General features: G+C 28.2%; 18 protein-coding genes and 1 riboswitch. Of the genes, 9 read left to right on the top strand and 9 right to left on the bottom strand.

The features are described 5' to 3' along the window. Positions 1 to 49: 49 nt before the first annotated feature. Complete coding sequence (locus MKD34_RS10280) at positions 50 to 1,252, bottom strand: cation:proton antiporter domain-containing protein (protein WP_240221400.1); 1,203 nt, start codon at positions 1,250 to 1,252, stop codon at positions 50 to 52. A 40-nt stretch (positions 1,253 to 1,292) separates the two neighbouring features. Continuing rightward, positions 1,293 to 1,351, bottom strand: a riboswitch (Fluoride riboswitch). Positions 1,352 to 1,527: 176 nt separating this feature from the next. Between MKD34_RS10280 and nagE the strand changes: the two genes are divergently transcribed. The 8 genes from nagE to recQ all read left to right on the top strand — a co-directional run bounded on the left by nagE (position 1,528) and on the right by recQ (position 12,864). Beyond that, complete coding sequence (gene nagE / locus MKD34_RS10285; RefSeq protein ID WP_240221402.1) at positions 1,528 to 2,985, top strand: N-acetylglucosamine-specific PTS transporter subunit IIBC; 1,458 nt, start codon at positions 1,528 to 1,530, stop codon at positions 2,983 to 2,985. Positions 2,986 to 3,102: 117 nt separating this feature from the next. Further along, on the top strand, positions 3,103 to 4,278 hold the full coding sequence (locus MKD34_RS10290) for a metallophosphoesterase family protein (protein WP_240221404.1): 1,176 nt from the start codon (positions 3,103 to 3,105) through the stop codon (positions 4,276 to 4,278). Continuing rightward, positions 4,265 to 7,273 carry an SbcC/MukB-like Walker B domain-containing protein gene (locus MKD34_RS10295; RefSeq protein WP_240221405.1) on the top strand — a complete coding sequence of 1,003 codons (3,009 nt, stop codon included), beginning with the start codon at positions 4,265 to 4,267 and terminating at the stop codon, positions 7,271 to 7,273. The genes MKD34_RS10290 and MKD34_RS10295 overlap by 14 nt, the downstream gene beginning before the upstream one ends. A 19-nt stretch (positions 7,274 to 7,292) precedes the next feature. Then, positions 7,293 to 8,066 (top strand): glutamate racemase, encoded by a 774-nt coding sequence (gene murI / locus MKD34_RS10300; protein ID WP_240221413.1) that lies wholly within the window; start codon positions 7,293 to 7,295, stop codon positions 8,064 to 8,066. A gap of 11 nt (positions 8,067 to 8,077) precedes the next feature. Beyond that, complete coding sequence (locus MKD34_RS10305; RefSeq protein ID WP_240221415.1) at positions 8,078 to 9,553, top strand: ABC transporter substrate-binding protein; 1,476 nt, start codon at positions 8,078 to 8,080, stop codon at positions 9,551 to 9,553. 59 nt (positions 9,554 to 9,612) lie between these two features. After that, the gene (locus MKD34_RS10310) at positions 9,613 to 10,011 is read left to right on the top strand and encodes a hypothetical protein (RefSeq protein WP_023050315.1); all 399 of its coding nucleotides are present in this window, start codon (positions 9,613 to 9,615) and stop codon (positions 10,009 to 10,011) included. Positions 10,012 to 10,147: 136 nt separating this feature from the next. Continuing rightward, on the top strand, positions 10,148 to 10,924 hold the full coding sequence (locus MKD34_RS10315; RefSeq protein WP_240221417.1) for a formate/nitrite transporter family protein: 777 nt from the start codon (positions 10,148 to 10,150) through the stop codon (positions 10,922 to 10,924). 113 nt (positions 10,925 to 11,037) lie between these two features. Further along, a complete protein-coding gene (recQ, locus tag MKD34_RS10320) occupies positions 11,038 to 12,864 on the top strand; it encodes a DNA helicase RecQ (RefSeq protein ID WP_240221419.1) in 1,827 nt (608 codons plus the stop codon). A 63-nt stretch (positions 12,865 to 12,927) separates the two neighbouring features. Here recQ and MKD34_RS10325 read toward each other — a convergent pair whose 3' ends face one another. The 8 genes from MKD34_RS10325 to MKD34_RS10360 form a co-directional block, all read right to left on the bottom strand. Next, entirely contained in the window at positions 12,928 to 13,998 is a 1,071-nt protein-coding gene (locus tag MKD34_RS10325) for a metallophosphoesterase (protein ID WP_240221421.1), read from the bottom strand. Between the two features lie 123 nt (positions 13,999 to 14,121). Continuing rightward, positions 14,122 to 15,114: a sulfite reductase subunit C gene (gene asrC, locus MKD34_RS10330; protein ID WP_240221431.1), complete on the bottom strand. Its 993-nt coding sequence runs from the start codon at positions 15,112 to 15,114 to the stop codon at positions 14,122 to 14,124. A gap of 9 nt (positions 15,115 to 15,123) precedes the next feature. Further along, the gene (gene asrB, locus MKD34_RS10335) at positions 15,124 to 15,918 is read right to left on the bottom strand and encodes an anaerobic sulfite reductase subunit AsrB (protein ID WP_240221442.1); all 795 of its coding nucleotides are present in this window, start codon (positions 15,916 to 15,918) and stop codon (positions 15,124 to 15,126) included. After that, entirely contained in the window at positions 15,911 to 16,918 is a 1,008-nt protein-coding gene (gene asrA, locus MKD34_RS10340) for an anaerobic sulfite reductase subunit AsrA (RefSeq protein WP_240221451.1), read from the bottom strand. Before asrA ends, asrB begins: the two co-directional genes overlap by 8 nt. A 136-nt stretch (positions 16,919 to 17,054) precedes the next feature. Further along, complete coding sequence (locus MKD34_RS10345; protein ID WP_023050322.1) at positions 17,055 to 17,531, bottom strand: YehS family protein; 477 nt, start codon at positions 17,529 to 17,531, stop codon at positions 17,055 to 17,057. 72 nt (positions 17,532 to 17,603) lie between these two features. Next, positions 17,604 to 18,269 carry a Crp/Fnr family transcriptional regulator gene (locus tag MKD34_RS10350; RefSeq protein ID WP_240221453.1) on the bottom strand — a complete coding sequence of 222 codons (666 nt, stop codon included), beginning with the start codon at positions 18,267 to 18,269 and terminating at the stop codon, positions 17,604 to 17,606. Between the two features lie 2 nt (positions 18,270 to 18,271). Beyond that, positions 18,272 to 18,937 (bottom strand): deoxyribose-phosphate aldolase, encoded by a 666-nt coding sequence (deoC, locus tag MKD34_RS10355; RefSeq protein ID WP_240221455.1) that lies wholly within the window; start codon positions 18,935 to 18,937, stop codon positions 18,272 to 18,274. A 29-nt stretch (positions 18,938 to 18,966) separates the two neighbouring features. Next, entirely contained in the window at positions 18,967 to 20,280 is a 1,314-nt protein-coding gene (locus tag MKD34_RS10360; protein ID WP_240221457.1) for a thymidine phosphorylase, read from the bottom strand. Positions 20,281 to 20,394: 114 nt separating this feature from the next. On the opposite strand from MKD34_RS10360, the gene MKD34_RS10365 reads away from it, so the two are divergent. Continuing rightward, positions 20,395 to 21,003 carry a Crp/Fnr family transcriptional regulator gene (locus MKD34_RS10365; RefSeq protein WP_240221459.1) on the top strand — a complete coding sequence of 203 codons (609 nt, stop codon included), beginning with the start codon at positions 20,395 to 20,397 and terminating at the stop codon, positions 21,001 to 21,003. Positions 21,004 to 21,013 lie beyond the last annotated feature (10 nt).

Raw genomic sequence — 21,013 nt, forward strand, 5'->3', positions numbered from 1 at the left:
GTCTATACTTACTAATCCTATTTTTCCTTTTTTAATTTTTATTTTTTATCTAAGAATTTTTTAATAATTTTTTATATGTAGAGTTTATACCTATAGCACCTAAAGGAGCTGTTATTAAAACACTTAAAATAGCTATAGCTTGCATTACTTCTCCACCTACAACTCCCATTTGAAGTGGAATTCCTGCTTTTGCTGACTGAACAGTTGCTTTAGGAAGATAAGCAATAACACAAAATAATCTTTCTTTATATGTTAAATTTGTACCAATTAACGCAATTAAAACTCCAATTGATCTTATAGATAAAGAATATGTTAAAATTGTTAATCCGATGAAAAAGTAACCACCTACTAATCCTGGATTTATAGCCATTCCTACAAAAGTAAATAGATATATTTTTCCATATTTCCATATCTCATTCATTCCTTTATGAATTTCTTTATACTTTTCTACTTGATAATAACGAATAAAAAATCCCAGAGACATTATTGTTAATAGTGAATTATATAAAGTAAAATGAAACTTATTTTCTATAAATCTAAGGACTAAGCAAATTGTAAAAACTACAGCTATTTTTATCTTGTTATTATTTATTTTTAAATAACTATATTTTCCAATCAATCCCACTAACCACCCAATTATTAAACTGACTACAATAGATACAGGTATAAGAAATAGTTGAGTTTTAAAATCAAAAGTTCCACCATCAAGTTTTTGAAAATATATTGCTAAAAAAGATGTAAATAGAGTAATAGCTATCGTATCATCTGCAGATGCTCCTACTAATAATAACTGTGGAATAGATTTTTTTTGACCAATATTTTTGTCTATCAAACTTACCATAGATGGAATCAAAACCGCTGGACTAACAGCAGCTATAATAAATCCTAAAATAGCTCCTTGAATAAAAGTAAAACCTAAAAAAATAGTTGATAAATATGCTATTGCAAATCCTTCTAAAGTTGCAGGAATAATACTTAACAATATAGCTGGACGACCTATTTTTTTTATTTGATCGGCACCTATACCAAGTCCCCCAATAAATAAAACTATTATTAGAGCTACATCTTTTAAAATTGGTGCTAATTCAAGAGCTAACTCTGGTGTCTTGTTCAGACCATATGGTCCAATTAAAACTCCTGCAATCATCATTCCAATTAAAGACGGGAACTTAATCTTTTCAAAAATCTTTCCTACATAATTTGAATAAAATGCTAAAAAAATAAAAAAAAGTAAAATAATAAAGTAATTCATCTCTCTCCTCCTTAAAATAAAAAAGACTCCTACCCTTAAAAAAAGAGTAGGAGTCATTAGCTTTCGCGTTTAATGGCGAACTCCATCGCCTATTTATTAAATTAATCTTTTATTATTATACCATATTTTTAAATAAAGTAAAGAAATAATTTTACTGTATACAATATAGCTAATGTGTTCTGTTAAAATATGAATTGTACTTGACACAATAATTCTTTTATTATAAAATATGTTAGAAATAAAATTTCAAAAACAAATGTATTTAGGAGGGAAAAATGTTTAGTTATTTACAAAAAATAGGTAAAGCACTAATGGTTCCTGTTGCAGTTTTACCAGCTGCTGCAATTTTATTAGGATTAGGTTACTTTATTGACCCAACTGGTTGGGGAGGAAATAGTGCATTAGCTGCATTTTTAATTAAATCTGGGGCTGCGATAATAGATCAAATGCCTATATTATTTGCTGTTGGGGTTGCCTTTGGAATGTCTAAAGACAAAAATGGTTCTGCTGCTTTAACAGGTTTAGTAGGTTTCTTAGTACTTACTACATTATTATCACCTGGTGCTGTTGGACAGATTATGAAAATAGACAATGTACCTGTTGGATTTAGTAAAATAAATAACCAATTTATAGGTATTTTAGTTGGAGTTATCTCTTCAGCTTTATATAACAGATTTAGTGATGTTGAGTTACCTAAAGCTCTTTCATTCTTTAGTGGAAAAAGATTAGTTCCAATCATTACATCATTTGTTATGATTATAGTTGCTTTCCTTTTAATGTATGTATGGCCAACAATTTATGATGGATTAGTTAACTTTGGAGAGGGAATCAGCGGAATGGGAGCTGTTGGAGCAGGTATCTATGGATTCTTAAACAGACTTTTAATTCCTGTTGGATTACACCACGCTTTAAACTCAGTATTCTGGTTTGACGTTGCTGGAATTAATGATATTCCTAAATTCTTAGGTGGAGCTCAATCAATTGCAAACGGAACTGGAATCCCTGGAGTTACAGGAATGTATCAAGCTGGATTCTTCCCTATTATGATGTTTGGTCTTTTAGGAGCAGCAGTTGCTTTCGTAAAAACAGCTAAACCTGAAAATAAGGATAAAATTAAATCTATCATGATTGCTGCTGGATTTGCAACTTTCTTAACAGGGGTTACTGAGCCATTAGAGTTTGCATTCATGTTCGTTGCACCTGGATTATATTTAGTTCATGCTATATTAACTGGAATCTCATTATTTATAGCTGCTACTATGCACTGGATTGCTGGATTTGGATTCTCTGCTGGATTAATAGATATGTTATTATCATCTAGAAATCCATTAGCTACAGGATGGTATATGTTAGTTATACAAGGTATTGTATTCTTCTTCTTATACTACTTCATATTCTACTTCATCATTACAAGATTTAATCTTAAAACTCCTGGAAGAGAAGATGCTGATCCTTCAGAAGAAGTAAATGCACCATCAAAAGCTTCTACAAATGATGAGTTAGCTGAAAGAATGCTACCACTTTTAGGTGGAACTGATAACTTAGTGACTGTAGATAACTGTATAACTAGATTAAGACTTGATGTTAAAGATAGTTCATTAGTTAATGAAGCAGAAATCAAGAAATTAGGGGTAGCTGGAGTATTAAAACCAAGTAAAACTTCTGTTCAGATTATCGTTGGAACTCAAGTTGAGTTTGTAGCTAACGCTTTAAAAAGAATGACAGGAAAATAATTTTAAAATATAAAGGTTGTCTATTTGACAGCCTTTTTTATTTTATCTTAAAATTTGAATTTTGCCAAATTCAGTGATACACTGTATTAAAGAAGAAATAATTTAGGAGGGGCTTTTATGAGAGTACTTCATACTTCTGATTGGCATTTAGGCAAAAAGCTTGAAGGACAATCAAGAATATTAGAACAAAAACTATTTATTAATGCTCTAGAGTCAGTTATAAAAGAGGAAAAAATTGATTTAATTCTTTTAGCTGGAGACATATATGACACTTATAATCCATCAGCTGAGGCCGAGAAACTATTTTTTGATAGTATAAAACAATTATCTTTAAATGGGGAAGTAGGAATTATAATAATTCCCGGTAATCATGATAATCCTCAAAGATTAACTGCTGTATCTCATTTAGCTAAAGATTATGGAGTTATAATCTATGATAGTGCATTCCAAGAAATCACTATAGGAAAATACGGTACTCTAAATATTTATAATTCTGTTCCAGGTGGAATTTTCATAGAAAAAAATAATAAAAAAATATATATATATAATCTTCCTTTTCCAAGTGAAGCTACTTTAAACGAAACTTTTGATGATATCAAGTTCAATACTAGAATCAAAGAGATTTTAGAAGAGGGTGTCAGTTACAATAATGAAAATATACCTAGTGTAGTAATGACTCATATCTATGTAGCTGGAGCTATGGGTGAGGGAGAAGTTGCTTTAGAACTTGGTGGGTCACGTGCAATTGCTACTAGTGATTTACCAGATGTCGATTACATAGCTTTAGGACATGTTCATAAACCAATGTGCTTTGCAAATAAAAAAGCTTATTACTGTGGTTCTCCTATCGAGTATAGAGTAACTGAAAATAGATTTGATAAAAAGATTTTTGTAGTTGATATTTTAAAAGATTCAACTACTGTAAAGGAGATACCTTTAGAAAATTATAAACCTATAAGAGAATATAGCGTAATTGGAGCAGATGAGGCTATTAATAAATCTCTAGAACTTATTGATAAAAACGAGTGGATTTATTTAAATGTAGAGTTGGAAGAACCTCTTACAAATTCTGTTATTAGAAAAATTAAATCTAATAAAAATATTTTAGAAATAGTTCCAATTATAAAAGTAAAATCAAAAGAAATTGAAGTTACAAATTATAACGAACAAACTCTCGAAGAGGCTTTTATTGAGTTTTATAAAGAAGAAACAATGGGATTACCTCCAAATGATAACATAACGAAACTTTTCTTAGAAATTTTAGAGGAGGGAGAAAGCAATGAGACCAATTAGATTAGAAATAACTGGATTACAAAGCTTTTCTAAAAAGCAGATAGTTGACTTTGATGCTCTAACAACTCTTGGACTTTTCGGTATTTTTGGTGAAACAGGAAGTGGAAAATCTACAATACTAGATGCCATGATTTTTGCAATATTTGATGAAATACCAAGAACTATGGGTAGTAAAGGGAAAAATATAAGACCATGTTTAAATCAAGATAGTGATATTTTAGAGGTTTATTTTAAATTTGCACTTGGAAAGGATATCTTTGAAATAACTAGATGTTATAAGAAAAAGTTTTCTAGAAAAGGTGAGGAGAAATTTGAACAAAGCAATCCTATTTTAATTTTAAATGGAGATGTTATAGCTGATACTGTTAAAAATGTAGAAGGCAAAATAAATGAATTCTTCGGTATAAGTGTAAATGATTTTACAAGATCAGTTGTTTTACCTCAAGGTAAGTTCAGTGAGTTTTTAAAATTAAAAGGTGCTGATAAGATGACTATGTTAGAAAATATCTTCGATTTAGAACGATATGGAACTAAAATGTCTGAAAAAATAAAAGTTAGAAATAATAAATTAAAAGAAGAGATTACATCTTTAGAAAACCAAATTAAAGGAAAAGGAGATTGTTCATTAGAAACAATAAATAATCTTAAAGCCACTTTAGCAACTAAAGAGGAAGAGTACAATAATCTTTTATCGAGTAAAAAAGAGCTATCTCAGGAATATAGTGAATTAAAAGAACTAAAAATTTTATTTGAAAAACTAGAGTCATATACATATGAACTTCAAAGATTAGATTTAGACAAAGAAGATATTAATCTATGTAAAAATATTTTAACTAAGCATGAAGTTGCACAATCCTTCAAAAGCGTTATTGATGAAATAACAAATCTTAAAGAAAGTATTTTTAACAATCAGAATAATCTCTTAAAATCAAAAAGTACTTTAGAGAATCTAAACTCAGCCCTTGAAAATCTTAAAGAACAAGAGAGAGAAAAGCAGATTGAATTAGATAAATTAATACTAGAACTAAATAATTTAAAAGTAGATTATACTGAACTTGATAATTTACGTAAAGGAGATCAATATATTAGATCATTAAAGTTTAAAGAAAAGCTTTTAGAAGAAACTTTAATAGATTCTAATTCAATCTCTTCTAACTTAAAATCTTTATATGAAAAATTGAAAGTTGATAATCTATCTTTAGAAAGTGAAAATAATAATCTTCAAAACCTTGAAAAAATAGATAAGGATAAATTAATTTCTCTTGAAGATGAAATAAAGAAATTAAATGCTGATATTAAGCTATTAGAAGAAAAACTAAAGGAAAAAAATAAATTAGAAGTTGAAATTAAAGAGGACAATTCTTTAAAAATTTCGATTACAGCAGAGTTGGAAAATTGTTTAATACAAATTAAAAATATTAACCAGCAACATTTAGAAAGTAAAGCTTTCGAAATATCTAAAAATCTCATTCATGGAGAGTCTTGTCCAGTTTGTGGATCAAAAGACCATCCAAATCCAGCTAAAGAAATTCAAAATATAGATACATCTATTTTAGATGAATTATCTAAAAATAAAGAAAGATTAGAAAAATCTATATTAGAGATAGATACAAAGCTTAATTATCGTTTGGAAAAGTTATCTGAATTGAATAGGTTAGACAATATAGATATTCTAAAAAGTGCATTAAAAATTAAAGAAAACAATATAAATGATTTAAAGGTTAAAGAAAAAGAGATTTTAGAAAATGAAAAAGAATTAAATAATAAAATTTCCACTTTGAAATCAAATATAAAAAATTCTTCATCTAATATAACTCAAAAAGAGAATGACTTAAATAAACTCAAAGAAAAATTAACTTTATATGAAAAAGAAATTTTAGAGGAGAGAGAAAATATATCTCTTCTTAAACTTGAAAGTGATTCTTTAGATTTCATTAGTAGCAGAAAAACTTTACTAGAAAATATGGATAAAGAGTATCGTGAGGTATTTAATAAAAAAGAAAATTTAGATATATCTCTTAGAGGAGTGAGAGATAATATTTTTAAAGATTTTAATGCGATTCAAACTCTTTCTCTTGAAGTAATTAGTTTAGAAGAAAAGAATAATCATTTAAAAGATAGTTATAATGATAAAAAAGAGTGGTTAAAAATAGAAGCTACTAAAAATGGATTTTTATCTATTGAAGATATCTTAAACCACATCTTAGAAAATAGCAAAATAAATATATTAAAAGATAAAATATCATCATATGAAATAGATAGTATAAGATATCAAAGTTTAAAAGATGAGGTAATGAAATCTATTGATAATAGAGTTTTTAATAAAGATAGATGGAGTGAGTTGGAAGAAAAACTTGAAGGTCTAACAATTAAAGAGAATAATCTTTTTAAAGAGATTACAGAACATAGAGGTGATTTAAATAGGCTCGAACAACTAGCCTTAGAATCTAAAGAGCTTTTAGAAAAAATAGATAAACTTATTTTAAAACAAGATGATATCATCACTCTTCAGAAAAAATTTGAAGGAAGAAAATTTGTAAAATTTCTAGCTAGAAAAAAATTAGATTATATAGCTTATGAAGCATCTAAAAGATTACAAAAAATTACAAGAGGTAGATATATTTTAACAGTTGATAATAACTGTGATTTTAATATTGTAGATGCTTTTAATAGTAACTTTACTAGAGAGTGTTCAACACTTTCAGGAGGAGAAACTTTTATCGTATCTCTTGTGCTAGCTTTAGCCTTATCTAGCCAACTACAGTTAAAAGGAAAAATACAGCTTGAGTTTTTCTTTTTAGATGAAGGATTTGGAACTTTAGATGCTACTCTTCTTGATAGAGTTATTGAAATTCTAGAAGAGATCAGATGGAAAGATGCAATGAAAATAGGAATTATAAGTCACGTTGAAGATTTAAAAATTAGAATTCCAAGAAGATTAGAAGTTACTCCAGCAGTTCCTGGAGAATCAGGTAGTATAATAAAATTAATATAAAAATGAATGCGAGGTTTTAATGAGAACAATTGGAGTATTTGATTCTGGAGTAGGGGGAGTTTCAGTATTAAAAGAGGTTATAAAAGAGTTTCCCTATGATAATATCATCTATTTTGGAGATAGTCTACATGCTCCTTATGGGGATAGAGAGATTGAAGAGATTCGTGCGCTCTGTCTAAAGGTCTCAGACTTCTTAGTTTATGAAAAAAAAGTTGATGCTATAGTTATAGCTTGTAATACAGCTACTGGAGCAGCCATGCACATAATGAAAGAAAGATATCACATTCCAGTTGTTGGAGTGGTAAATAATGGTGTTAAAGAAGGAATAAGAGTAACTAAAAATAAAAACATTGGAGTTATTGCTACTCCTGCTACAATTAAAATGGATATCTATTTAAAAGAGTTCAATAGAATTGATAAAAATTTAAATATTTATCAAGTTAAATGTCCACTTTTTGTTGGAATGATTGAAAGAGGATGGATTGACAATGAAGAGAGTAATCAGTTAATTAAAGATTATTTAAGTAATCTACCTCAAAATGTTGATACTCTTATTTTAGGATGCACCCATTATCCATTAATTGAAAAATATATAAAAAGACATTTTATTGGAAGTATTGTAGACCCTGCCAAAGAGACTGCAAAGTCTTTAAAAACAATTATAGGTGAAGGGGGATCTTCTGAAAAAACATCTATAAAATTTTTTGTTAGTGGTGATTGCCAAAAATTCAAAGAAGTTGCTCAAGAGTTTTTAGGAACAAATATCGATAAGGTCGAAAAAATTATCTTATAGGAGAGTATTTTATGAAAAGGATTCGTTTGTTTTTATTTCTTATTTTTACAATGAGTGTTGCTCTTTTTTCAGCAACAATTAATATAGTGCAAGAAGGAGATCCTAGAACATTTGATCCTCATTTTGGAAACGATGGATTTTCTTTAAGAATAAATCGTTTATTATATTCTAGACTTTTAGAAAAAAATTCAAATATGGAAACTGTTTTAGGAGTAGCTAAAAGCTATAAATTTATAGATAATAAAACTATTGACTTTACTTTAAAAGATAATGTTTTTTTTCAAAATGGAGAGAACTTAACTTCTGAAGATGTTAAGTTCTCTTTTGAAAGAATGAAAAAATCTCCTAGAATTGCAGGAATATTACCTCCTATCAAAGAGATTATTATAAAGGATAAATATAATTTTCAAATGATTTTAGAAAAACCATTTTCAGCGATTATAGATCAACTTACTCATCCTGCGCTAAGCATTGTGAGCAAAAATTATCTAACAAAAAATCCAGATATTTTAGTGGAACAACCTATGGGAAGCGGTAAATATATTTTAGAAAGCTGGTCTCCAGGAGAGGGATTAGTACTTGAAAGATTTGAAAACTATTTTGATACTAAGCCAACTTACGAAAAAATAAATATAAAAACAATACCTTTAGCAACAAATAGAACTATAGCCCTTGAAACAGGAGAAGCTGATATAGCTTTTTCTCTACCACCTCAAGATGAAAAAACTATTAATAATAATGGGAATTTAAAATTTATATCTAAGCCATCATACTCATATACATATATGGGGCTAAATTTACAAAAAGATACTTTTAAAGATTCTAATATAAGAAGAGGGTTAAATTTAGCTATTGATAAAGAAGCTATCTTGGAAGTAGTTTTAAATGGAGAGGGAAAAATTGCTAACTCTCCAGTTGCTGAAGGAGTAAAAGGTCACAATCCAAATCTAAAAAATTTAGGATATGATAAAAATGAAGCTTCAAAACTTCTAGCACCTTTAAAAGATAAGATTCTTACTTTAGCTACAATGAGTAATAATATAGATATTCAAACTGCTGAAATTATTGCTGGATATTTAAATGATATTGGTGTTAATGTTCAAATAACTGTTTTAGAACCTAGTATTTATTGGGTTAAAACTAATAGTGGAGAGTTTGATATGTTTATAGGATCTTGGGGAAGTGTTACAGGAGATTCTGACTATGCTCTTTATCCAACTCACCACTCAAGTGCTTTTGGTGCTCCAGGAAATCGTACATTTTTTAGTGATGAAAAAGTTGATAAACTTTTAGAAGAGGCTAGAAGTACTTTAGATAAAAATAAAAGAGAAATAATCTATCAGCAAGTTCAAGAGATTATTGTAAATAATAATAGTGAAGTTATGCTATTTTATAGAGACTTAAATGGTGCACTTAATAAAAAAGTACAAGGCTTTGAAATGTATCCAATCCCAATACATGATTATTCTTTAGGAACTATTCATTAGAATGATGATTCAAATTAAAGGAAAGCATTTGACTTTATGGTATCTATGAGGTAATACATATGGTAATTAAGATAATAGAAGGGGTTGATACCATGATTATAGCTTATGAAAAATTAACTAACTCTTACAGAAATATTGTTAAAGAAAATCTATTCCATATTGGAGAGGGACTTATTCTAGATAGAGAGAATAATGTTTTACATAGATTTGAAAATATTAATGATATTACCTTAGATACTTTAAAAACACTTAATAAGCTTAAAGAGGAGATTGTTATAGTATATCCTTGCAATTTAAGAGATAGAAAAACGACTCTTGATGTCTGTGTAGAATCTTATGTAATTAGACATTATAACTTAGAAACTATATTTGATGCGATTCATGGCTGCCAGTGCACAAAGAGAAACATCAAACTTTTATGGAATGTGGACTTAAGACATTGTAATGTTTTCTTTTAAAAAATACAGTTAGATTACATTTTAATCCACAAAAAATCTTTTTTTACACAATTTAACATAGTGTGATTTAAATCACACTATGTTTTTTTATTTTTAATATAAAATGCTAGTATATCATTTAATTGAGGAGGAATATATGTTTTTTGAGGCAGTTGAAAAAGTTGCAAATGCAGGGGTTAGCAAATCTAATTTTTTAAAAAATAGTTTTGGAAAATACTTTGTCTTATCAACTTTTGCTGGATTTTTTGTTGGATTAGGAATTTTATTAATTTTCTCTATTGGTGGATTAGCAGCACCAGTTATTGGACCTTTAGGTGCTAGAACACTTATGGGAGCTTGCTTTGGAGTAGCACTGAGTTTAGTTATTATGTGTGGTAGTGAACTTTTTACTGGAAATAACTTTGTTATGACAATATCTACACTATCTAAAAAAACAACTTGGGCTGATACTATTAAACTTTGGGTTGTATGTTATTTTGGAAACTTAGCTGGATCTATTTTATGTGGATATTTATTCTCTCTAACAAATTTAACTGTTCACTTTGTTCCTGGAGCTGAAAGTGTTGGTAAATTTATGGGAACTATAGCCACACTAAAGGCTACAGCACCTTTCTGGGATCTATTTTATAGAGGAATACTTTGTAATATACTTGTTTGTTTAGCTGTTTGGTGTTCTATAAAAATGACATCTGAATCAGGTAAATTGATTATGATTTGGTGGTGTCTATTTGCTTTCATAACTGTTGGTTTAGAACACAGTATTGCAAACATGACTCTTTTCTCAGCATTAATGTTTAAAGAACCACAATTCTTTATGGGAATGATTGTTAACTTAATTCCAGTAACTTTAGGAAATATGCTTGGAGGAGTTGGATTAGGAGCAGCATACTATTACGTATCTAAAAAAGATTAATTTCAAAAGATTAATAAAAGGTATCTATTTTGTCAAAAATAAAATAGGTACCTTTTTTATTTTTAGTGATATAATATAATAATATTGTAATAAATAAAATCCCAGGAGGATATATGAATAAATTAACAGCAAAAGAAAATTTAATTCTAAAAAAATACTTTGGATATGATGAGTTTAGAAAGGGACAACATGATATCATTAAAAATATTTTACAAAGAAATGATACTCTAGCTATTATGCCAACAGGTGGTGGAAAATCTATATGTTTTCAAATACCAGCCTTAATTTTTGAAGGAGTTACTATTGTCATTTCTCCTTTAATATCACTTATGAAAGATCAAGTTGATGCTTTAAATGAAAATGGTATCCCTTCTGTATTTATAAATAGTAGTCTTTCAAATTCACAATGTGAGATTATTTATAATGCTCTTCTTTTTAATAAATACAAAATAATTTATATTGCACCTGAAAGATTAGAGAATTCTAGATTTTTATCAGTAATAAAAAATATTAATATATCTCAAATCGCTATTGACGAAGCTCATTGCATATCTCAGTGGGGACATGACTTTAGAGTTAGCTATAAAAACATTAAAAATTTTATCCAAGATATAAATAGTAATCCAGTAATATCAGCTTTTACAGCTACAGCTACTCCTGAAGTTACTGAAGATATTTTAGAAAGTTTAAATATTGAAGCAACTATATTTAAAAATGGATTTAAAAGAGATAATTTAAAGTTTTCTGTTTTCAAAAATGTAGATAACCTTAAATTTATAAAAAAATTTATTGAAGAACACCCTGAGGAAAGTGGAATAATATATACTTCTACAAGAAAAGAGTGTGAACAAATTTATGAATTTCTTTCTAAAGAAAAGAGTGTTGCTAAATATCACGCTGGTCTTTCTGATAATGAGAGAATGAGTAATCAAGAGGATTTTCTTTTAGATAGATGTAAAATAATTGTCGCAACCAATGCTTTTGGAATGGGTATTGATAAATCCAATGTAAGATGGGTTATTCATAATAACCTACCAAAAGATATTGAAAGTTATTATCAGGAAGCTGGTAGAGCCGGTAGAGATGGTCTTATTTCAAGTTGTATTCTACTTTATAATCCTAAAGATATTATTATTCAAAAATTATTCATTGAAAATGAAAATTTATCTCCAGAAATAGCTAAAGTTAGATACAGTAAACTTTCTGCTATGGAAAATTATACTAGAACTAACGGCTGTCTTATTGAATACATTGTAAACTATTTTGAAAATAAACCTTTGGCTGAGAACTGTGGAATGTGTGGAAATTGTGAAAATAAAGGTGAACTTATTGATATAACTATTGAAGCTCAAAAAATCATTTCATGTGTTGGAAGATTGAATAATAAATATGGCGCAAAGCTAATTTTAGATATTTTAAAAGGTTCTAACAACGCAAGAATTAGAGAAAATCGTTTAAATGAACAGTCTACATATGGGTGCTTAAAAGACAAATCCTCTAACTATATAAAAACAGTTATGGATTACCTTATAGGAAGTGATTTTATTGAAAGTACTGAGGGTAAATACCCACTTTTAAAATTAAAAGAGAGTGCTTATATTTTTATAAAATCTAAAGAAACTTTATCTATGAAAGTTTTAAGTAATGATAATGATTCTGTTATGAAAAAAGAAAAATTCAACGATAAAAAAACTTCTTTACCTCTTATTCCTGGTGGAGAACAGCTATTTAATCTTCTATCAGAATATAGAAGTAAAACTGCTCATGATAATCATGTTCCATCTTATATAATTTTTTCTGATAAAACTATTATTGATATTTGTAATTATAAACCTAAAGAAAAAGATGACCTTCTAAAAATAAATGGAATTGGTGAAGCTAAATTTGAAAAATACGGTAACGATATCCTTTCTATTGTAAATAACTATATAAAAAAATAATTTTTCAAACAATATATAAAGAGATAACTCCATTACATAATAAAGTTATCTCTTTTATTAATTTTATTTAAAAATCATTATCTGACTACTACTTCCAATTCTATATGGAATCATCCAAGTTCCCAATCCTGAACTTACATATGTATGTGTCTCTCCTATTTTTCTGTACCCACCAGAGTTTTCATACATATAATCTACTACTAAATTAAAAGGAAATAGTTGCCCTTTATGTGTATGACCTGACAAATATAAATCTACTTTTTCATTTCCTAACTCTTTTAAAGATTGAGGATTATGATCAATAACTATAACAGAACTTTTTTTATCGATATTTTTTAAAAGTTCATCTAACGATTTTCTCTTTTTATTATATCTATCATCTCTTCCTACAATTGTTATTCCTTCAATCTCTACTATTTCATCTCTTAAAATATTTATTCCAAGATTTTTTATATATTCAATATTTCCATCTATTCCACCATAGTATTCATGATTTCCTAAAACTAAATAAATTCCATGTTTAAAGTTCGTTTCATCAATTATACTTTTAATATCATCTGTTACACTCTTATATGAATTATCTAAAAAATCTCCACCTATAAGAACTAATTCAACATCCTCATTTTTCATTTTTTCAAAAGCTGTTTTTAATTTACTCCCATCAAATTTCCCATTTAAATGAACATCACTTATAAAAGCAAATTTTAAGTTTTTTTCATTTTTAATTATCTCTTTTGGTGTTTCATAATTTTCTACAGCAATATTTTTAAAGTTTTTATATCCTAAAATTGACAGAATACCTAAACTAAAAATCATAAAAACATGAAAACTCGTCTTTCTGTAACTAACCTCTTTTAATATATCAATTGAAAACATCTTAAAAACAAGGGCAATTGATAAAAGAATTAAAGCTCCAAATATTATATAGTTAAGATAAAATAGATAATGTCCTAAAAAAATTTCTAAAGATACACTCCTTTTATTTCGATAAAAATAAAAAAGAACAAAAGGTAAAAAAGTAAAAATTGGTATAAAAAGAAAATACCATAAGCTTCCATATATTTTATAAAAAATATACGCTACTCCTAATATAGGAAGTATTAATAATAGCAATCTTTGTAAAATCCAAATCATCGTTCCTCCATTTTAGTGAGCTAATTTTTAAACTGTAAAATATTATATCACTTAGAGTAAACTCTAAGTCAATAAAAAAACTGTAGATTGATTTTACTCCTTCTACAGTTTTATTCAGTTTAATTATTTACCAATATCATTTTCAGCACCAGAGTAGATAATTCCGTTCCAGTTAACCATATTTCTTTCAATTGCTACCTCTTCTAAGTTAACACCTTCTAATGCAAACTTTTTAAACTCATTGAATCCTGTTCTATCAACAATATATCCGATGTGTTCTTTTGGAAGTGCTCTGTTAATATATGTATCTACATATCTATATGTATTTTTAATAATTTTTATTATGCTCTCTTCATCAGCCCATAAAATCCAATCTTCAGCAAGTCTTGGATTTTTCTTTCCTGTTCTACCCATAATGGCAAGTCTATAATACTTTTTCTCATCTCTAACCCAAGATGATGTTGGACAGTTTAAAACACACTCTCCACACCCTATACATTTACTATGTTCTCTTATAACTGTATAGTTTTCTGCTCTTAAAGCACCTGTCGATAATCCTTTACATTTTTTTACACATGCTCCGCATGAAACACATCTCTCTTTTTCGTATAAAGGCATAGTCATTCCAATAATACCAAAGTCATGCATTCTTGCTTTGATACAATCATTGGGACATCCTGTTAAAGCAATTTTAAAATGGAAGTCATTAGGGAAAACTTCTTTTTCTATTTTTTTAGCAAAGTTTGTCGTATTATATTGAGCTTTAGGACAAACACTATTTCCAATACAAGCTGTTATATTTCTTGTTCCAGCTGCTGGATATCCATTTCCCTCTCCATTTGGTTGATTAATATCAAAACCATCAATTAAAACTTGAATCTCTTTATTTACTTCATCAATTTTTGTAATATCAATACCTTTAATTTCAAATCCTTGACGAGTTGTTATATGAACTTTTCCGTTTCCATATTTTGAAGCTATTTCAGAAACTTTTAAAAGTAGTTCTGCCGTTATCTCTCCACCAGGAACTCTAACTCTTAAAGCTGTTTTTTTTCTATCTTTTGTTATTCTATACGCATTTTTTGTAAAACTTTTTCTACTTAACTCTAAAGCCATGGTCTCCTCCTAATCTAAAAGCGTTTTAGCTTTTACATAATTAAATATAGGTCCTTCTAAACAAACATATGTTTCATCAATTTTACAATGTCCACACTTTCCTACAGCACAAGACATATTTCTTTCAAAAGAAACCCAAATTTTGTCCTCTGGAATTCCTAACTTTAAAAACTCTAATGCAGAGTATTTCATCATCATAGGAGGCCCTACTATAACAACTTCTAAATTATCAAAATTTTCATACATTTTTAGATGAGGAATATACTCAGTTACAAGTCCTACACATTCTCCATCAATTCCACAACCTTTATCTACAGTTAAAATCATTGGAGCTTTTTTTCTCCACTCATCTATCTCTTTTTTAAATAGAATAGATTCTTGATCTTTAAATCCAAAAATTAGCTCAATATTTGTATTCTCATCATCTATAAAATGCTTTATTAATGGTCTTACGGGAGCAGTTCCACTTCCACCAGCAACTACAATAACTCTTTTTCCAGAGTATGTCTCCATAGGGAAACAATTTCCATAAGCTCCTCTTAAAAATATTGAATCTCCTGGTTGAAGATTGAATATTGCATCAGTAACTTTTCCAACTTTTCTTATTAGAAACTCAATCCATTCCTCATCGTGATTATAATTAGCAACAGATATCGGTGCTTCTCCTACCATAGGAATAGATAGTTGTATAAATTGTCCTGGAGCTGGTTTTATAGTTGTTTTAACTTTAAATAACCACTCAATTGGACTCTCTTGAACTATTGATAAAATTTCTCCTCTTTCAGGCATATATATATTACTCATTATTATCACCTAACTTTTTAGATAGTTTATTTATACAGTTTATATAAGAGATATACTCTGGACAAGCATCGTCACATCTTCCACATCCAATACACATATGTGTTCCAAATCTTTTTTTATAATCAGATATTTTATGCATAACTTTAAATCTCATTCTGTCTCCAGATTTTTGTCTAAACTCATGTCCACCAGCCATAGTTGAAAACCCATCTACGTGGCAAGAAGCCCAAACTCTTCTTCTCTCTCCAGTTTTAGAGTTATCTCTATTAAAAATATCCTGAGTTGTAAAACAAGTGCAAGTAGGACAAACAAAATTACATCTTCCACACTTAATACATCTATCGTAATCTCTCCACATCTCATCATTTATAATATCTTCTAACTCTATATTTTCAGGAACTGTAACTTTTTCAACATTTTCTGTTACAAACTCCATTTGAAACTCTTCATCTTTTCCGTCATTAAAGAACTCGTTTAACTCTTCATCTTTTATATGAGTATAAACTGCACCATCTTTAAATGTAAGACCTAAGTTATAATTCTCTGTTGTATTTGTTCCCATTGAAGCGCAGAAACAGCTCTCCCATCCTTTTCCTGGGCAGCCAATAACTGCAAATTTAACCATTTTTTTTGCATCTGCATAATACTCATCTGCAAATTTGTTATTTAAATATATATTATCTACTCTTTCAATAGCATGAAGATCGCAACTTCTTAATAAAACTAAAGCTTTTTTTGTTCTTCCTTCTGGCTTTTTAAACTCATTTTCATTAAAGTAAAATATTGTTTGTCTTATAGGTAGTAGAATCTCTTTAGCTGAATAGTAACTTTTATCTTTTAGATTGATCTCTTCTAATTTAGTTATCTTCTCATATTTAACTAAATCAGTATCAGAGAACGTTCCTTTAAAAGGAAGTGTAACTGGAGCATAGATATCATACTCTTTTGATAAATTTAATAATGCTGTATTAAATTCATCATTTGTTAATAATTTTTTCATCTCTTCACCTCTTATACAACTGTTTTTATACTAGTATCTCATTCTATTACTTTATATAGAAAAAAATGTGTGACTCTAGTCACACATTTCTATATTGACAAAAAATAAATTTTTTTAAGATCAATTTGTAATCTTATTATTTTTCTCCTCTGAAAAGTTCAGTGATTCCCTTAATAAATACTCTAACATATTTATCTCCAGCTTCTCTGTAATTTTTATGATCTGGTCTTCTGAAAATTGCACTTAATTCTGATTCAGACATGTTAATTCCACCAGTCTTAAATGCATCTATCATATCCTCACTTCTAAAAGCTAAAGCAATCTTTAATTTTCTTAGGATGTAGTTATTTATATTTTTATTATTTGGTACTTCCTCAGTTTTTTCTGGAGCATTTTTTTGCGGTCCTCTTTTATAAGTTATAAGTCCACTTAAAAATACATCTAAAGTTTTATTGTTACAAGTTTTAAAGTTTTCATCTTCTGGCTTACTTAAAAGAGCTGTTAACTCTTCTAAAGAGATATTCATTCCTCCTAATTTGAAAACTTCCATCATAGCTTTATCATTTATTCTTAAAGCATATCTAACTCTTCTTAGAACGTCATTATTTGTCATTTGTTCCTCCTATTTTTTTTTAATTTTACTCATAATTATACCACAAATATAGGAGTATTCCTATTTTTTATTTTAACGTCTATAAAAATCTCTGATTTCTTTTTTTAAAATAAAAATTTGTCCATTTTCAACTTTTACAAGGCCTAACTCTTTAAGTTTTTTTATACCTCTTGAAACTGTTTCCCTATTAGTTCCTAACATATCTGCCAAATAGGTGTTATTTACTTTTACTGTAAAACCATGAAATTCCTTGTGTTCATATCCAAAATCTTTTGCTAACTTCCATAATTTTGCAGCAATTCTTTTATCCATAGAGATAGTTGTTGTATTTTTTAATTGTCTATATAATCGTTTTGTTTTTTTTGAAAGAGATTTTATCATTAAGATAGCTAAATCTGGATACTTTAAAATTAATCTTTTAAGCTCTTTTATTGGAATAATCATCACTTTAACATCAGTAAAAGCATCACAACTAACACTTGTCTTTTGTGATTCATCATATACCATAGTATCATTTAAAAATGAATCTTTTCCCAGCAAATAGATTATTTTTCTTTTTCCATCTGAATTATCTTTATATACTGTAACATTTCCACTAATAATGAAATATATATTTTCACAAAATGAGTGCTCTAAAAAAAGAGTTTCTCCCTGCTTAAACTCTTGGCATTGAGAAACTCTTAATAAATTATCTAAGCACTCCTTTGTTAATGAACTACTTAAGTAATCTTGATTCATAATTAGTATTTATTTGGATCAGCAGTTCCAGTTGTCACTAATTCAACACCTGAACTTGTTCCTAATCTTGTTACACCTAAAGATATATACTTCTCTGCAGTTGCTAAATCTCTTACTCCTCCAGCAGCTTTTAATTCAGCTTTATCTCCAACAATCTCTTTCATCAACATTATATCTTCAAAAGTAGCTCCACCTGTTCCAAAACCTGTTGATGTTTTTACAAAGTCAGCCTTTGCATCTAAACATAACTGAGTCGCTATTTTTTTCTCATTATCAGTTAAATAACAATTCTCTATTATTACCTTTAATACATTTGTTCCAATAGCTTCCTTAATAGCAGCTATTTCATTTTTAACATACTCTGTCTCACCAGCTTTTAACATTCCAATATTGATAACCATATCAATTTCAGATGCTCCATCTTCTATACAAGTTTTTGCTTCAAAAACTTTTGACTTTGTTGACATAGCTCCTAAAGGGAACCCAATTACAGCACAAACTTTAACATCTGTTCCTGCAAGTTCTTTTGCTGCTAATTCAACATAACATCCATTTACACAAACTGAAAAGAATTTATGCTCTTTAGCTTCTGCACATAATTTTATAATATCCTTTGGTTCTGTTGTAGCTTTTAATACTGTGTGATCAATATATTTACTTAAATTCATTTTTCCTCCTAAAATATTCTTTGTATTTATTATAACCCAATATTAGATAAAATTTCTAGAATTACTTTATTTTTTTCCACTTTTTCATCCACTATTGTATAAGCACCTTCTAAAAATCTAATAGATGACTCTAAATTTTTATCATTGTGTTGAACAAAAGCTAAAACTTCTCCTGCTTCAACATAGTCTCCAACTTTTTTAGTTAATAGAACTCCAACAGAATGATCAATTATATCATCTTTAGTTGCTCTTCCAGCTCCTAAAACCATTGCAGCCTTTCCAATCTCTTCTGCTTCAATCTTAGAAATCCATCCTGATTTTTTAGATTTAAATTCATATTCTGATTTAAACTTTGGAAGTAATGTATAATCATCAACTAATTTTGGATTTCCTCCCGCTGCTTCTATGAAATCTTTTAAGTGTTGAATTGCAGCTCCATTTTTTATAACTTCTGCTACTTTTTCTTTACCCTCTTCCAAAGAATTTACATCCCCTTTAATTTGAAGAGCAGTTGCAACTATTGTTTCTACAAGCTCAGTAAAATCCTTTGGACCTCTTCCTTTTAAAGTTTCAATCGCTTCTATTATTTCATTGGCATTTCCAACAGCATATCCAAGTGGTTGATCCATATCTGTTAGTAAAGTTACCACTTTTCTATCAAAAGAATCTCCAATATCAATCATAGTTTTTGCTAACTCTTCGGCTGTTTTTAAGTTTTTCATAAATGCACCAGAACCAACTTTAACATCTAAAATGATTCCATCAGCATAAACTGCTAACTTTTTACTCATAATAGAACTTGCTATTAAAGGTATACTTGATACTGTTGCAGTTACATCTCTAAGAGAATATAATTTTTTATCTAAAGGAACTATTGTATCTGAATAACCCATAATACCTGTTCCAACTTTATTTACCATTTTTACCAATTCATCTCTTGTTTCTGGAAAAACAAAACCAGGAATAGCTTCAAATTTATCTATTGTTCCTCCAGTATGTCCAAGACCTCTTCCAGAAAGCTTTGCAGTTCCTATATTAAAAGCTGCAAATAATCCCGCTAAAGCGATAGTAGTTTTATCTCCTACTCCTCCTGTTGAATGTTTATCAATTAAAAACTTTTCTATTCCATCAAACTTTATAACTTCCCCACTATTCATCATAAGTTCTGTAAATACTTTTAATTCATCTTTTGTCATTCCATTAAAATAAACTGCCATTAGAAACGAAGACATTTGATAATCAGGAACTTTATTTTGTAAATACTCTCCTAATAAGAAGCTCATCTCTTCAGATGTTAACTCAATATTGTCTCTCTTTTTTTGAATAATATCTACCGCTCTCATACTCCACCTCGTTTTATTTTCATATTTTATATATTTTTCTAGCATTTTTTCTATTTTTATGATATATAAATTCTTATATAATAGATAGGACAATTGGCCCATTAAGGAGAATTTATGAAAAAAATAGAACAATATATAACCTCTTATAATTTAGACGATATTTTAATTAAAGAAGTTCATGAAAAATTACTAATAAAGCACTATAAAAAAGGAGAATACATTTTAGAAGCTCACAAAGGAACTAATAGTATTTATTTTATAGTAGAAGGAACTGTTGAAGTTTCCTGTATTCTTGATAATGGAAATCAAATATGCTTAAATATACTTAGACCTTTAGAAATTTTTGGGGATATTGAATATATTAACAAAGAGGAAGTTCTGTTTGATGTAGTAGCTAAAAGTGATGTTATTGTCATACTTTTACCTTTTCAATTAGCAAAAGACTATCTCGAAGACAATATTAACTTTTGGAGATTTTTAGCTATTGAAGGAAATAAAAAACTTTTAAATACAAATAGAGCTATATTTTATAAAAGTACTTTAAAAGCAAAAGATATTTTTATAAAATATCTTGAGGATAATGGTGGAGAAATAACTTTTAAATCTCTAGATGAACTTTCTGGTAGGCTTAATATAAGCTATCGAAACTTAACTAGAATAATTAAATTTTATATTAATAAGGGTACCATAGTTAAGGATAGAAATTTTATTAAAATTTTATAGGAGGTTTTTA

Origin of the sequence: Cetobacterium somerae, from assembly GCF_022430525.1 — a bacterium.
In the GTDB taxonomy this organism is placed as follows: domain Bacteria; phylum Fusobacteriota; class Fusobacteriia; order Fusobacteriales; family Fusobacteriaceae; genus Cetobacterium_A.